We start from the raw sequence: 14,745 nt of genomic DNA on the forward strand, positions 1-14,745 counted from the left end.
TTCAGTGGCGTTCACAAGATTTGTGTCCACCTCGATACCTGTGGGAGCCGGGCTTGCCCGCGATGGCGTCAGTCCAGACAACAGCAATTATTTCGACAGAAACCGCATGCCTTCTTCCAACCCGCGCAACGTCAGCGGATACATCTGATCTTCGATCAAGTCGCGCACAATGTTGGTCGACGAGGTATAGCCCCACGTATCTTTCGGGTACGGGTTGATCCAGATGAGTTTCTTGTACTTCTCCATGAAGCGCTGCATCCACAGATAACCCGGCTCTTCGTTCCAGTGCTCGACGCTGCCGCCCGCCTGAGTGATTTCATAAGGCGCCATGGCCGCGTCGCCGATGAAAATCACTTTGTAGTCGGCGCCGTACTTGTGCAGCAAATCCTGAGTGGAGAAACGCTCGGAAGTGCGGCGCATGTTGTTTTTCCACACCGATTCATAAATGAAGTTGTGGAAATAGAAGTACTCAAGATGTTTGAACTCGGTCTTGCAGGCCGAGAACAGCTCCTCGCAGGTCTTCACATGGGCATCCATCGATCCCCCGATGTCGAACAGCAGCAAGAGCTTCACGGTGTTGCGCCGTTCCGGGCGCATCTGGATGTTCAGCAGTCCGGCGTCCTTGGCGGTGTGATCGATGGTGCCGTCAATATCCAGCTCTTCCGCCGCCCCCTGCCGGGCGAATTTACGCAGGCGGCGCAGGGCGACCTTGATGTTGCGCGTGCCCAGCTCCACGGAATCGTCGAGGTTCTTGTACTCGCGCTGATCCCAGACTTTTACCGCTTTGCCCTGGCGTTTGCCGGCATCGCCAACGCGAATGCCTTCCGGGTTGAAACCGCCGGAGCCAAACGGGCTGGTGCCACCGGTGCCGATCCATTTGTTGCCGCCGGCGTGACGTTCCTTCTGTTCTTCCAGACGCTTCTTGAACTCTTCGATCAGCTTGTCCAGTCCGCCAAGTGACTGAATCTGCGCGCGCTCTTCGTCGCTCAGCGAACGTTCGAATTCTTTGCGCAGCCAATCTTCGGGAATCAGCGCCTGCAAGTGATCGTCGAGTTTTTCCAGCCCATTGAAGTAGGCACCGAACGCACGGTCGAACTTGTCGAAATGCCGTTCGTCCTTCACCAGAATCGCCCGTGACAAGTAGTAGAACTCGTCCATGTCCGCGAAGGTGACGCGCTGTTTCAGCGCGTTGATCAGGTCGAGCAGTTCGCGCACCGACACCGGTACCTTGGCTGCACGCATTTCATTGAACAGGTTGAGCAGCATGGCATCAGCCTCTTAGCGGGTGCCGCGACGGCTCATGAACGCCAGACGCTCAAGCAATTGCACGTCCTGTTCGTTCTTCACCAGGGCGCCGGCCAGCGGCGGAATCGCTTTGGTCGGATCGCGTTCGCGCAGTACCGCTTCGCCGATGTTGTCGGCCATCAACAGCTTCAGCCAGTCGACCAGTTCCGAGGTCGACGGCTTCTTCTTCAGGCCCGGTACCTTGCGCACGTCGAAGAACACGTCCAGCGCTTCGCTGACCAGATCTTTCTTGATGTCCGGGTAGTGAACGTCGACGATTTTCTGCAGCGTGTTGCGGTCGGGGAAGGCGATGTAGTGGAAGAAGCAGCGGCGCAGGAAGGCGTCCGGCAGCTCTTTCTCGTTGTTGGAGGTAATGATGATGATCGGGCGCTTTTTGGCCTTGATGGTCTCGTCGATCTCGTAAACGTAGAACTCCATCTTGTCGAGTTCTTGCAGCAAGTCGTTGGGGAACTCGATGTCGGCCTTATCGATTTCGTCGATCAGCAGAATGACCCGCTCTTCGGACTCAAACGCCTCCCAGAGTTTGCCCTTTTTCAGGTAGTTGCGAACATCGTGAACCTTTTCCGTGCCCAGTTGCGAGTCGCGCAGACGGCTGACCGCATCGTACTCGTAGAGGCCCTGATGCGCCTTGGTGGTGGACTTGATGTGCCAGGTGATCAACTTGGCGCCGAACGATTCGGCCAGTTGCTCGGCGAGCATGGTCTTGCCGGTGCCCGGCTCGCCCTTGACCAGCAGCGGCCGCTCCAGGGTGATGGCGGCGTTGACCGCCAGCTTCAGGTCATCGGTGGCGACGTAGGCCTGGGTGCCTTCGAACTTCATCTGCTAATCCTCGAACGGTAACGCCGACCTGAACGGGCAGGGCGGGGGCGAAAAATCGGATGCCCGACTATAACGCGCGGCCCGGTCGACTGTGAACGCAGACGGGTTATTCAGTCTCTGAATGGGGCGTCACATGTTGACTCAGTCTCGGCCTAGGCCCAGACAAACACCCCTGTGGCGAGGGGATTCGTCCCCGATGGCTGCGAAGCAGCCCAAATAAAACTAACCCGCATCCGGCTTGGGTCGCTCATACCGGGCATTGAACGCTTGGATAAATCCATTACGTAAAATCTGCAAGAACGCTTCGAACGCGTTGATATCTTGCTGATGGACGTTACCGCTGAGTTCGACTTTGGTGGCGAACTGATTCTTGCCCTGGTTTTTAAGCACGGTTTCAGTGCCGCCGACCAGTGCCTCCCAGACCGAACGAAAGATACTTTTGTTCTTGTTTTCCACGTCCTGCTGCCAGTTGAACACTTCGACATCGCGCAGCAGCGGCTTGATGTATCCGGTAAGTTTGGCTTTTACGGCTTTGGCCTCAATCACCACATCACCGTGGCCGGCGTTGAAGTCGAACTTGCCATAGGCTGAGGCAAAGTCGTTCATGCGCTTGAGTTCGATATCGCGGGCGCGCAGGCGGAACTCAAAGTCTTCGAAGTTGCTCAGTGGATCGAAGGTCGCGGTGGTTTCCAGAGGCGCGTGGCCTAACAACAGCGCTTTGCCCTCGAAGCGTGCGTTGCGTTTACCTGCGGTGTCGACCACGTTTGTCAGGTTGTAGAGGCTGGCATCGACGTTTGTCGCATTCATGTTCACCGGCGGTTTGGAATTGAAGTTGCGGAAATTGATCCGCCCGTCGCTGATCCGCACTTCGTTAAGCGTAATCGGCAGGAGTTTGCCCAGTTGCTCACGCCAGTCGGTGCCTTTACCGGTCTGGGAGTTCTGTTTATTGCCTCCATCGACGAAGTTCACTTCGGGTTTGATGAATTGCACCTCGGCCACCACGGCATGGTCGTACCACAGCGAGTGCCAACTCACGGAAAGATCGATCAGCGGTGCATTGACGAACGGTACTGGCACCTTGCCGTCGACCTTGACGATCTTCAGGCCGTTGATTTTGTAAGCGCCACGCCACAGTGCCAGATCCACATCGGTGATCTGGCCGCGATAGTCGCCCATGTCCGCCAGCTTGCCGTTCAGGTAGTCGCGCACCAGGTAGGGCAGGGCGATGTGCAGCGCGATCAGCAGCACGACAATCGTGGCGAGGGTCCATAACGGCCAGCTATAACGACGCTTCATGGCGACATTTCCTAAACGATATAAAGCGATGGACTGTCACGCGCCGCAGACGTTCGACCCGACTGGACTGTGATGGGCAACAGGCATACCTTGGAGCGCTGAATTCAATGCTGCATAAGGACCCAGCCATGAGCCGTATTTTTGCTGACAACGCCCATTCCATCGGCAACACGCCGTTGGTGCAGATCAACCGCATCGCGCCGCGTGGCGTGACCATCCTGGCCAAGATCGAGGGGCGCAACCCCGGTTATTCGGTCAAGTGCCGGATCGGTGCCAACATGATCTGGGACGCCGAAAGCAGCGGCAAACTCAAGCCTGGCATGACCATCGTCGAGCCGACTTCGGGTAATACAGGCATTGGCCTGGCCTTCGTGGCTGCTGCTCGTGGTTACAAATTGATGCTGACCATGCCTGCGTCGATGAGCATTGAGCGTCGCAAAGTCCTCAAGGCCCTCGGCGCCGAATTGGTGCTGACCGAGCCCGCCAAGGGCATGAAAGGCGCCATCGAGAAAGCGGCAGAAATTGTTGCCAGTGATTCCGGCAAATACTTTATGCCGGCACAGTTCGATAACCCGGCCAACCCGGCTATTCATGAAAAAACCACGGGGCCGGAAATCTGGAATGACACGGATGGCGCCGTCGATGTGCTGGTGGCCGGGGTTGGTACCGGCGGAACCATCACCGGTGTTTCGCGGTATATCAAGAATACTCAAGGCAAACCGATTCTGTCGGTGGCCGTGGAGCCTATGGCATCGCCGGTGATCACCCAAGCGCTGGCCGGCGAAGAGATCAAGCCGAGCCCGCACAAGATTCAGGGCATCGGTGCCGGGTTCGTGCCGAAAAACCTCGATTTGACGATGGTTGACCGGGTAGAGCAAGTCTGCGACGAAGAGTCGAAAGCCATGGCGCTGCGTCTGATGCAGGAAGAAGGCATCCTGTGCGGCATTTCCTGCGGTGCGGCGATGGCCGTGGCCGTGCGTTTGGCCGAGACCCCCGAGATGCAGGGCAAGACCATCGTGGTGATTTTGCCGGACTCGGGTGAGCGTTATCTGTCGAGCATGCTGTTCAGTGATCTGTTCACTGAGCAGGAGAACCAGCAGTAAGCGGATTGATTCAGATCAGCCAAGGTTCAGTGTCGTTGTGTTATTGAGTGCTTTGTTGCGCAATGCTTGACACTGAAACTTGGGTTGGATGGGTTTTTCCCTTGGCCAGTAGTGTTTATCATGGCCGGCTGCCATGCAGGGTACGTGGCGTAGCGTTGTCTTTTTCCTGGGAGTTGTTGATGACCTTTTCGTTTGCCGCCAAGGCTTTGGTGTTGCTGCTGTTTGTGGGCAGCACGCTCTATGTGCATTTGCGCGGCAAGGCGCGTTTGCCGGTACTGCGTCAGTTCGTCAACCACTCGGCGCTGTTCGCCCCGTATAACGCCTTGATGTACCTGTTCTCCGGCGTGCCGTCCAAACCCTATCTGGATCGCAGCAAATTCCCGGAACTGGATGTGCTGCGCGACAACTGGGAAACCATCCGCGACGAGGCCATGCACCTGTTTGACGAGGGCTACATTCGCGCCGCCGAGAAGAACAACGACGCCGGTTTTGGCTCGTTCTTCAAGAAGGGCTGGAAGCGTTTCTACCTCAAGTGGTACGACAAACCGCTGCCGTCGGCCGAAACCCTGTGCCCGAAAACCGTGGCGTTGGTCAGTGCCATCCCCAACGTCAAAGGCGCCATGTTTGCGCTGCTGCCGGGGGGCAGCCATCTGAACCCGCACCGCGACCCGTTTGCCGGTTCGCTGCGTTATCACCTCGGCTTGTCGACACCGAACTCCGACGATTGCCGGATTTTCGTCGACGGTCAGGTCTACGCATGGCGTGACGGTGAAGACGTGATGTTCGACGAGACCTACGTGCACTGGGTCAAGAACGAAACCGACAAGACCCGCGTGATCCTGTTCTGCGACATCGAGCGACCGTTGAGCAATCGCCTGATGACCCGCATCAACCGCTTTATCAGTGGCTGGCTGGGCCGCGCGACTGCGCCCCAGAACCTCGACGACGAACGCGTTGGCGGAATCAACCAGGCTTACGCCTGGAGCAAGAACTTCAGCGACAGGTTCAGCGGTGTGGTCAAGCAGTGGAAGCGCCGCAATCCCAAGGCCTACCGCGTGATGCGCCCGATACTGGCAGTGGTGGTGTTGACGTTACTCGGGTATTGGCTGTTTGGTTGAGGCCGAACCAGAAGTGAAAAACCGCTCCTTGTGAGCGGTTTTTTCATGATGGGAACGCGAAAGAGGCGCCCGCGAGAATACCGCTTGGCTCCTCAACGGCTGGATTTGCCAATGCCTCCCTGATTCGCTGTAACTCCTTTTCAGACAACTCTCCAGCAGACCGCTTTCTATCGGCCTTTGTCGATTTAGCTTCTGAGGCCTTGTTTTCAACGACAGCTTTCATGGTATCTCCGGCGTTGATCATTAAATGAGCAGTTGCTCCGATACTAGTCTTAGTCAATAAGCTTCACAAGCCGACCCTCTGAGTCGAACTCAAAACCCAGTTGCTGGTAAAGAGATATGACCCCGGGAGAGGCTCCTGAATTTCAATTTGTTTGCTGCCTATGATTCGCGCGAAGTGAGTAACGGCGGTCAAGGCAAACGTCGCGACGCGACTCTTGAGCGGGTGATCGTTTCCTGCCTTGCCCTCCAAACGCACAATCTTCACTCTCAATCGACTCTGATTTGGGTTCGCAAAGCAGAGTCCGCACAGTTCCTGATCAAACCAGATGGCCAAATCGAAGCCCAATGGCTCTCTGGCCTTCCACCTGACAACTTCCTGCCAGGAGAAATGAGGATCAAGCCATTTTTCATAGGCGCTCAACGCCAGTGCATCGATTGCTTCGAAACGAACTCTGGAATGATCGACATCTACGATGCCTTTCTGCGCCAAATCATCTTGTAGTCTTGCAAACGTAGTACCCGCCAGTTTTCTGGCTTGCGACCTGTACAACTGATACCGCAAATACGTCCGTTCCCTTGGCATGTGATCTCTTGCATTCCATGTCCCCGTTGTTGGGCATTGCATTTGCCGATCAGCCTATTCACCTGCCTTCAACGTGTCGCTACCGGCCCTTTGCCCAAGTCATTGCAATCTGTGTCCCGCGCTGGTTATAGTCGGCGCTCGTGAGTCGGCGACTCACCCTTCCATCCCTTCAACAAAGATCTGCCTAAATGCCTGCATCCCTCATCAGCGCGGTAGTCGATTCAGCGGTCAACGCTGGCGTCGTGCCGTGCGGGAATCGGCAGCCCAAGCAGATCAGTCATTACCCTCCACCTGTCAGTAGCACACCGGTGTGCGCAGTCGTATCACCGCCGGGCGTTGGCGTTTCGGGCTGATCAGCATTCTCTGCTGACCCCAGCGCCCGCCAGAAAACTACTGAATTTCAGCCTCGGCTGAGTTGGCTATTTGCCTGACTACAGGTGGTATTCATGTTTGTCCTTTCGAAAAAAACCGCGCTTGCGGCGATGTCCACGAGCCTGTTCGTGCTGCTGTGGAGCAGCGGCGCGATCTTCTCCAAATGGGGCTTGGCCCACGCTTCACCGTTTGCGTTCCTGCTGATTCGCTTTGCCATTGCTTTGTGCGGATTGGTGCTGCTGATTCCGTTGCTCAAGCTGAAACTGCCCAAGGGCGGCAAGCCGATGCTGTTTGCGATTGCCACGGGCGTGGTGTTGCTGGGGGCTTATCAGATTTTCTATCTGCTGGCCTTGAACACCAAAGTAACCCCAGGCGTGATGGCAACCATCATGGGCGTGCAGCCGATTCTCACCGTTGTCTTGATGGAGCGGCAGCGCTCGGCGAGCCGGATGTTCGGTCTGGCGCTGGGGTTGGCCGGTCTGATCATGGTGGTTTATCAGGGGATTGGTCTGGCCGGGATGTCCTGGGCAGGGATGCTGTTCGGTCTGCTGGCGCTGGCGAGCATGACCCTCGGCTCTATCATGCAGAAGCGCATTACCGACAACCCCCTGGGCACACTGCCGGTGCAGTATCTGGCCGGGCTGTTGTTGTGTGGGGTTTTCGTGCCGTTCCAGCCGTTTCATTTTGAACACAGCGCAGGTTTTATCGTGCCGGTGTTGTGGATGGGCCTGGTGGTGTCGGTGCTGGCGACACTGTTGCTGTATCGCCTGATCGCACGGGGCAATCTGGTGAATGTCACGAGCCTGTTCTACCTGGTGCCGGCAGTGACGGCGGTGATGGATTATTTGATTTTCGGTAATCGCCTGGCCGTGCTGAGTGTGCTGGGGATGCTGTTGATCATCGTTGGCCTGGCGTTTGTGTTCCGTAAAACTGCATAAAACCTTGCGTAAAAAAAGGCCCGGGAGGCGACTCCCGGGCCTTTTTGCATCAGCGAATTACTGCGCGGCGGCTTGGGTAGATTTGACCACCGCCGGCTTCACCACCAGCCACAACGCCAGCGCAATCAACACCCCGCCATAGATGTGCGCCATCGACAGCGGCTCATCGAGAAACAACGCGCCCCACAACACGCCGAACGGCGGGATCATGAAGGTCACGGTCATCGACTTGACCGGGCCGATGGAACTCAGCAGACGGAAGTAAATGATGTAGGCAAATGCGGTGCAGCCCAGGCCCAGGCCCAGCAGCGACAGCCACACGCTCCAGCCGCCCCAACTTGCCGGTGGTGCGGTGATCACGCTGTAGCCGAACAGCGGCAGCAGGAACAGCGTCGCGCCGAGCATACTGCCCAGGGCCGAGAGGCGACTGTCCAATCCACCTGCCTGATCCAGCCAGCGTCGCGCGAGAAATCCTGCAAAACCGTAACAAGTGGTCGCGAGCAGACAGGCAACGGCGCCCATCAGCAATGGCAGATCAAACGCCACGGGACCGGCGCGGGTCAGCACGCCGACGCCGAACAGTCCGAGGAATACCCCCCCAAGTTTGGCCACGGTGAGTTTCTCACTGAAGAACAGTCCGCCGATCAGCACGCCCATCAAGGGGGTGGTGGCGTTGAAAATCGCTGAATAGCCGGCCGGCAATACTTGGGCCGCGACCGAATACAGGGTGGCCGGGATGCCCGAGTTGATCACGCCCAGCAGCATCACGGTTTTCAGTTTGCCTTTGAAATCCCAGCGCACGCGCATCAACCCCAGGATCACCACCAGACCGACAGCGGCAATCGATACCCGGAAGAATCCGGTCGGCACCGTACCGACCACTGGCGCAATGATGCGCATGAACAGGAAGCTCGCGCCCCAGATAGCAGCGAGCGACAGCATGCGGAACATATCGACGGGACTCACGGTGACACTCCTTCCTTTATCGGGACGAGAGTGTTGCCGAGCGCCCTGACGATGGCAACCGCTATTGGGGCATTTAACTTTGGTCCGACCGGTCCAATGTTTACGCCGGCAACGAATAATTCCTGTCGTGTGCAACCACGACGCGGTTTTGGCACAAATTGCACTTCACCTGCGGCCGGTTCCGTGGCTAAGCTCAAGCATTCCGAATGCACGCAGAGGTCTCATCTATGCCGCAGCAATGGCCAGCCCCCGACATCGCCCGCATGATCCTCGATGGCTTTGACGATTACCGCGAGCATTTCCGTCGGATCACTGACGGCGCTCGGGAGCGCTTCGAACAGGCGCGCTGGCAGGAGATCCAGACGGCATCGGCGGCGCGGATCAACCTCTACGAAGACAAGGTCGGTGAAACCATCGCCCGGCTGCGTGAACATTTCGACGATGAAGCACTGATGGACGTCAATGGCTGGCCACTGGTGAAAAGCGCCTACATCAGCGTCATCGATTTGCGCTTCGACGATGAGCTGTCCGAGACCTGGTACAACTCGATTTTCTGCGGGCTGTTCAGCCATGACCTGATCAGCGACGGCTGCATGTTCATCCATACCACCCGGCCGAGCCTGCGCCGCGCCCGGGCGGCGCAAACCCGAACCTACAAGCCGCAAGGTCAGTTGTCCGGGATGCTGGCGAGTATCTTTGCCGATTATCGTTTTGGTGAGGATTACGCCGATTTGCCCGGTGACCTGCACCGCCTCGAAGCGCAGTTGCGCGAGAACCTGCCGGACTGGGTCTGCAAGGATCCGGAACTGAGCGTCGAACTGTTTTCTTCGGTTCTGTACCGCAACAAGGGCGCGTATCTGGTCGGGCGCATCTACACCCGCGACGAGCAATGGCCGCTGGTCATTCCGCTGCTGCACCGCGAAGGTCGTGGGGTTCAGATCGATGCGCTGATCACCGACGAAGCCGACGTGTCGATCATCTTCTCCTTCACCCGCTCGTATTTCATGGTCGATGTACCGGTGCCGGCGGAGTTCATCGGCTTCCTGCGGCGCATTTTGCCGGGTAAGCACATCGCCGAGTTGTACACCTCGATCGGTTTCTACAAACACGGCAAGTCCGAGTTCTATCGCGCGCTGATCAATCACCTGGCCAACACCGACGATCAGTTCATCATGGCCCCCGGCGTGCGCGGCATGGTGATGAGCGTCTTCACGCTGCCGGGTTTCAACACCGTGTTCAAAATCATCAAGGACCGTTTTTCGCCGTCGAAAAACGTCGACCGCGCCACGGTCATCGAGAAATACCGTTTGGTGAAAAGTGTGGACCGGGTTGGGCGCATGGCCGATACCCAGGAGTTTGCCGATTTCCGTTTTCCGCTGAGCAAGTTCGACCCCGCGTGCCTTGAAGAATTGCTGGAAGTGGCGGCGTCCACGGTCTCGGTCGAGGGCGATACGGTGCTGATCCGCCACTGCTGGACCGAGCGGCGGATGACGCCGCTCAACCTGTACCTGGAGAACGCCAACGATGCCCAGGTGCGTGAGGCGCTGGAGGATTACGGCTTGGCGATCAAGCAATTGGCGGCGGCGAATATCTTTCCCGGCGACATGCTGCTCAAGAACTTCGGCGTCACCCGCCACGGGCGGGTGGTGTTCTATGACTACGACGAAATCTGCTTCCTGACCGAAGCCAACTTCCGCCACATCCCGACACCGCGCACGCCGGAGGATGAAATGGCTTCAGAGCCGTGGTACTCGATCGGGCCGCTGGATGTGTTTCCCGAAGAGTTTCCGCCGTTTCTGTTTGCCGATTCGGGGCAACGCAAGTTGTTCGACCAATTGCATGGCGAGTTGTACAACGCCGATTACTGGAAGAGCCTGCAGGAGGCGATTCGGGCGGGGAAGGTCATTGATGTGTTTCCGTATCGGCGTAAGGGCCTGGATAACGAATAACAGCCGCGACGAGCGGCAACTTACAAGCTTCAAGTCAGCAGCGGATTCAACTTGCGGCTTGTAGCTTGCCGCTTGTAGCTGCTTTTCTGCGACAATCGCCCCCCTGCGCCACTAGACGACTGAATTGCGTACCCGATGACCGAAGAATCGCCCTCCATCGACAAACTGCTGAAAAACCTCGATCACGCCATGCTCGCCGACCGCCACCGGCTGCGGCGGCAGTTGCTTGAGCTGCGTAAAAAGCCAGACGAGGCCAAGCTGGCCCAGTGGGTGGCGCGCATGCAGGCGTCCTGTGACCAGGTGCTGGCGCGCCGTGCCAGCCTGCCGGTGATTCGTTACGACGACAGCCTGCCGATTGCGGCCAAGCGTGACGAGATCAAAAAGGCGCTGGAAAAACATCAGGTGCTGATCATCGCGGGCGAAACCGGCTCGGGCAAAACCACGCAGTTGCCGAAAATCTGTCTGGAGATCGGTCGCGGCCAGCACGGTTTGATCGGCCACACCCAGCCACGGCGGATCGCTGCACGCAGCGTTGCCAGTCGCGTCGCCGAAGAACTCGCGACGCCGCTCGGGTCGCTGGTGGGCTATCAGGTGCGCTTCGAAGATCAGAGCGATTCCAACACCCTGATCAAACTGATGACCGACGGCATCCTGCTGGCGGAAACCCAGAACGACCGCTATCTGGAACGCTACGACACGATCATCGTCGACGAAGCTCACGAACGCAGCCTCAACATCGACTTCCTGCTCGGTTACCTGAAAACCCTGCTGCCGCGCCGCCCCGACCTGAAAGTCATCATTACCTCGGCGACCATCGACCTGGAGCGCTTCTCCAAGCACTTCGACGATGCGCCGATTGTCGAAGTCTCCGGCCGCACCTTCCCGGTGGACACCTGGTATCGCCCGCTGACCCTGGAGCAGGACGAGGAGGGCAACCGCGTTGAGGACGACCTGACCGTCGATCAGGCAATCCTCGCCACCCTCGACGAAATTGCCGCCTACGAGCGCAGCGAACGTCGCAGCCCAGGCGATGTGCTGGTGTTCTTGCCCGGCGAGCGCGAGATTCGCGATGCCGCCGACATGCTGCGCAAGGCCCAACTCAAACACACCGAGATTCTGCCGCTGTACGCGCGCCTGTCGCCGGCCGAGCAGCAGCGGATTTTCCAATCGCACCCGGGCCGTCGCGTCGTGCTGGCGACCAACGTCGCCGAAACCTCGCTGACCGTACCGGGCATCCGTTACGTGATCGACAGCGGCACTGCGCGCATCAGCCGCTACAGCTACCGCGCGAAGGTTCAGCGTCTGCCAATCGAAGCGATTTCCCAGGCCAGCGCCAACCAGCGTAAGGGCCGTTGCGGCCGTGTCGAACCGGGCATTTGCATACGTTTGTACAGCGAAGAAGATTTCCTCGGTCGCCCGGAATTCACCGACCCGGAGATTCTGCGCACCAACCTCGCGGCGGTTATTTTGCAGATGTTGCATCTGCGCCTCGGCGAGATTACTGCGTTCCCGTTTATCGAGCCGCCGGACGGCAAGGCGATCAGCGACGGTTTCAACCTGCTGCAAGAACTCTCGGCGGTGGATCGCAACAGTCAGTTGACCCCGCTTGGCCGTCAGTTGGCGCGCCTGCCGGTCGACCCGCGCATGGGCCGCATGCTGCTTGAGGCGGCGAAACTGGGCAGCTTGCAGGAAGTGCTGATCGTCGCCAGTGCCATGTCGATTCAGGACCCGCGCGAACGTCCGCCGGAACGCCAGCAAGCGGCGGATCAGGCCCACGCGCAATGGAAGGATGTCGATTCCGACTTCGCCGGCCTGGTCAATCTGTGGCGCGGTTTTGAAGAACAGCGCCAGGCGCTGACCGCCAGCCCGTTGCGCAATTGGTGCCGCAAGAACTTCCTCAACTATTTGCGTCTGCGCGAGTGGCGTGATTCCCATCGCCAGTTGAGCCTGATCTGCCGCGACATGCAGTTGAGCCTCAATAAAGAACCGGCCGATTACCCGAAACTGCACAAAGCGGTGCTCGTCGGTTTGCTCAGCCAGATCGGCCAGAAAACCGAGGACGGCGATTACCTCGGCGCCCGTCAGCGACGTTTCTGGATTCACCCGTCGTCGGGCATCGGCAAGAAGCGTCCGCAATGGCTGATGACCGCCGAACTGGTGGAAACCACCAAGCTCTATGCGCGCATGGTCGCCAAGATCGACGCCGACTGGATCGAGCCGCTGGCCGGGCATCTGATCAAGAAAAATCACTTCGAACCGCACTGGGAGAAGAAGCGCGGCCAGGTCGTGGCCTTCGAGCAGATCACCCTGTTCGGGCTGATTGTGGTCGGGCGCCGACCGGTTCATTACGGTCCGGTTGACCCCGTGGTTTCGCGTGAGCTGTTTATCCGCGAAGGTCTGGTGCGGGGCGAGATTCAGTCCAGAGCCAAGTGCCTGACCGCCAACAAACAACTGCTCGAACAGCTCGATGAACTGGAAGCCAAGGCCCGTCGCCGCGACATTCTGGCCGATGAAGAAACCCTGTACGCCTTCTACGATGCGCGGCTGCCGGCGGAGATTCACCAGACCGCGACGTTCGACAGTTGGTACCGGATCAACAGCCAGAAAGACCCGCAACTGCTGATCATGCGCGAAGAAGACGTGCTGGCCCGCGAGGCCAGTGAAGTCACCGCGCTGCATTACCCCGACACCTTGCACATCGGTGATCTGGAACTGACGCTCAGTTATCACTTCGAACCCAATCACCCCCGTGACGGCGTGACCCTTCGGGTGCCGGCGCCGTTGCTGCCGATGCTGCCGCCGGAGCGCCTGGAATGGCTGGTGCCGGGGATGATCGAGGCCAAGTGCATCGCCCTTGTGCGCAATCTGCCCAAAGCGTTGCGCAAGAACTTCGTGCCGGTGCCTGACTTCATCAAGGCTGCGCTGCAACGCATGACCTTCGCCGAGGGCTCGCTGCCCCAGGCGTTGGGGCGCGAGTTGTTGCGCATGACCGGTGCGCGGGTCAGCGATGAGGCGTGGGCGGAAGCGGCGCAGCAGGTCGAAGGGCATCTGCGCATGAACCTGGAAATCGTCGATGGCCAAGGCAAATTCCTTGGCGAAGGACGGGACCTGGCCGAACTGACCGCGCGTTTTGCCGAAGCCAGTCAGGCCGCACTGGCCGTGCCGCAGAGCGCGAAGAGTCAGCAGCCGGTGGAGGCGAAAGTCTTCGCGCCGGTGGCAGCAAAAACTCAGCAGAAGATTGCCGGGCTGTCGATGACGGTCTATCCAGCGCTGGTGGAAGAGGGCGGCACGGTCAAGGAAGGGCGGTTCTCGACCCCGGCCGAAGCCGAGTTCCAGCATCGTCGTGCGTTGCAGCGCTTGCTCATGCAGCAACTGGCCGAACCGGCCAAATTCCTGCGTGGCAAGTTGCCGGGGCAGACCGAACTGGGCTTGCTCTACCGTGAACTGGGCCGGGTCGATGCGCTGGTCGAAGACATTCTGCTGGCCAGTCTCGACAGTTGCATTCTTGAAGGCGAAGACCCGTTGCCGCGTGACGGTGCAGGGTTGGCGGCGCTGGCCGAACGCAAACGTGGCAGTTGGACCGAGCACGCCGAGCGCGTGGCGCGGCTGACGCTGGAGATTCTGAAGATCTGGCATGGCCTGCAAAAGCGCTTCAAGGGCAAGATCGATCTGGCCCAAGCCGTGGCACTGAATGACATCAAGCAGCAGATCAGTCATCTGGTTTATCCGGGGTTCGTCCGGGAAACGCCGATGCAGTGGCTCAAGGAACTGCCGCGTTATCTGAAAGCCGTCGAACAGCGTTTTGAAAAACTGGGCGCGCAGGTGCAGAAGGATCGGGTCTGGAGCGGCGAACTCGCCGGCCTGTGGGCGCAATACCAGGCCCGCGCCGCCAAGCATGCCCAGGAAGGCAAACGCGATCCACAGCTTGAGTTGTATCGCTGGTGGCTGGAGGAATACCGGGTTTCGCTGTTCGCCCAGCAGTTGGGAACGAAAGTGCCGATTTCCGATAAGCGCCTGAATAAACAATGGACCCAAGTCGAACCCTAGATCTATCGACGAGCACAATCCCCCTGT

General features: G+C 58.7%; 10 protein-coding genes and 1 pseudogene. 5 read left to right on the forward strand and 6 right to left on the reverse strand.

Annotated elements, in window-relative coordinates; genetic code table 11:
• Positions 1–87 precede the first annotated feature (87 nt).
• The 3 genes from ACIOU6_RS02595 to ACIOU6_RS02605 form a co-directional block, all read right to left on the reverse strand.
• Positions 88–1,266, reverse strand: a complete 1,179-nt coding sequence (locus ACIOU6_RS02595) for a VWA domain-containing protein (RefSeq protein WP_221729372.1) — start codon at positions 1,264–1,266, stop codon at positions 88–90.
• Between the two features lie 12 nt (positions 1,267–1,278).
• Positions 1,279–2,124 (reverse strand): MoxR family ATPase, encoded by an 846-nt coding sequence (locus tag ACIOU6_RS02600; protein ID WP_157712211.1) that lies wholly within the window; start codon positions 2,122–2,124, stop codon positions 1,279–1,281.
• 222 nt (positions 2,125–2,346) lie between these two features.
• Entirely contained in the window at positions 2,347–3,420 is a 1,074-nt protein-coding gene (locus ACIOU6_RS02605; RefSeq protein WP_221729371.1) for a DUF748 domain-containing protein, read from the reverse strand.
• A gap of 128 nt (positions 3,421–3,548) precedes the next feature.
• Here ACIOU6_RS02605 and cysK point away from each other — a divergent pair, with 128 nt between their 5' ends.
• Together cysK and ACIOU6_RS02615 are read left to right on the forward strand one after the other, a co-directional pair.
• Positions 3,549–4,523, forward strand: a complete 975-nt coding sequence (cysK, locus tag ACIOU6_RS02610) for a cysteine synthase A (RefSeq protein ID WP_221729370.1) — start codon at positions 3,549–3,551, stop codon at positions 4,521–4,523.
• Between the two features lie 179 nt (positions 4,524–4,702).
• Positions 4,703–5,641 (forward strand): aspartyl/asparaginyl beta-hydroxylase domain-containing protein, encoded by a 939-nt coding sequence (locus ACIOU6_RS02615; protein ID WP_221729369.1) that lies wholly within the window; start codon positions 4,703–4,705, stop codon positions 5,639–5,641.
• A gap of 43 nt (positions 5,642–5,684) precedes the next feature.
• On the opposite strand, the gene ACIOU6_RS02620 is transcribed toward ACIOU6_RS02615, so the two are convergent.
• Together ACIOU6_RS02620 and ACIOU6_RS02625 are read right to left on the reverse strand one after the other, a co-directional pair.
• Entirely contained in the window at positions 5,685–5,864 is a 180-nt protein-coding gene (locus tag ACIOU6_RS02620; RefSeq protein ID WP_401133565.1) for a hypothetical protein, read from the reverse strand.
• A 49-nt stretch (positions 5,865–5,913) separates the two neighbouring features.
• Positions 5,914–6,446 (reverse strand): annotated as a pseudogene (locus ACIOU6_RS02625) (hypothetical protein).
• Positions 6,447–6,892: 446 nt separating this feature from the next.
• Between ACIOU6_RS02625 and ACIOU6_RS02630 the strand changes: the two are divergent.
• The gene (locus tag ACIOU6_RS02630; RefSeq protein WP_401133567.1) at positions 6,893–7,756 is read left to right on the forward strand and encodes a DMT family transporter; all 864 of its coding nucleotides are present in this window, start codon (positions 6,893–6,895) and stop codon (positions 7,754–7,756) included.
• A 57-nt stretch (positions 7,757–7,813) separates the two neighbouring features.
• Here the strand turns inward: ACIOU6_RS02630 and ACIOU6_RS02635 are convergent, their stop codons facing one another.
• Positions 7,814–8,722, reverse strand: coding sequence for a DMT family transporter (locus ACIOU6_RS02635; protein WP_221729366.1), 909 nt, complete (start codon positions 8,720–8,722; stop codon positions 7,814–7,816).
• 227 nt (positions 8,723–8,949) lie between these two features.
• On the opposite strand from ACIOU6_RS02635, the gene aceK reads away from it, so the two are divergent.
• Both aceK and hrpA read left to right on the forward strand, forming a co-directional pair.
• Complete coding sequence (aceK, locus tag ACIOU6_RS02640; protein WP_401133571.1) at positions 8,950–10,671, forward strand: bifunctional isocitrate dehydrogenase kinase/phosphatase; 1,722 nt, start codon at positions 8,950–8,952, stop codon at positions 10,669–10,671.
• A gap of 135 nt (positions 10,672–10,806) precedes the next feature.
• A complete protein-coding gene (gene hrpA, locus ACIOU6_RS02645) occupies positions 10,807–14,718 on the forward strand; it encodes an ATP-dependent RNA helicase HrpA (protein WP_221729364.1) in 3,912 nt (1,303 codons plus the stop codon).
• Positions 14,719–14,745 lie beyond the last annotated feature (27 nt).

It is taken from the genome of Pseudomonas sp. NPDC087615 (assembly GCF_044743445.1).
In the GTDB taxonomy this organism is placed as follows: Bacteria; Pseudomonadota; Gammaproteobacteria; order Pseudomonadales; family Pseudomonadaceae; genus Aquipseudomonas; species Aquipseudomonas baetica_A.

Excerpts from the sequence above, each read along its gene's own strand:
- ACIOU6_RS02595 (WP_221729372.1), bottom strand. The coding sequence starts at position 1,266 with ATGCTGCTCAACCTGTTCAATGAAATGCGTGCAGCCAAGGTACCGGTG.
- ACIOU6_RS02600 (WP_157712211.1), bottom strand. The coding sequence starts at position 2,124 with ATGAAGTTCGAAGGCACCCAGGCCTACGTCGCCACCGATGACCTGAAG.
- ACIOU6_RS02605 (WP_221729371.1), bottom strand. The coding sequence starts at position 3,420 with ATGAAGCGTCGTTATAGCTGGCCGTTATGGACCCTCGCCACGATTGTC.
- cysK (WP_221729370.1), top strand. The coding sequence starts at position 3,549 with ATGAGCCGTATTTTTGCTGACAACGCCCATTCCATCGGCAACACGCCG.
- ACIOU6_RS02615 (WP_221729369.1), top strand. The coding sequence starts at position 4,703 with ATGACCTTTTCGTTTGCCGCCAAGGCTTTGGTGTTGCTGCTGTTTGTG.
- ACIOU6_RS02620 (WP_401133565.1), bottom strand. The coding sequence starts at position 5,864 with ATGAAAGCTGTCGTTGAAAACAAGGCCTCAGAAGCTAAATCGACAAAG.
- ACIOU6_RS02630 (WP_401133567.1), top strand. The coding sequence starts at position 6,893 with ATGTTTGTCCTTTCGAAAAAAACCGCGCTTGCGGCGATGTCCACGAGC.
- aceK (WP_401133571.1), top strand. The coding sequence starts at position 8,950 with ATGCCGCAGCAATGGCCAGCCCCCGACATCGCCCGCATGATCCTCGAT.
- hrpA (WP_221729364.1), top strand. The coding sequence starts at position 10,807 with ATGACCGAAGAATCGCCCTCCATCGACAAACTGCTGAAAAACCTCGAT.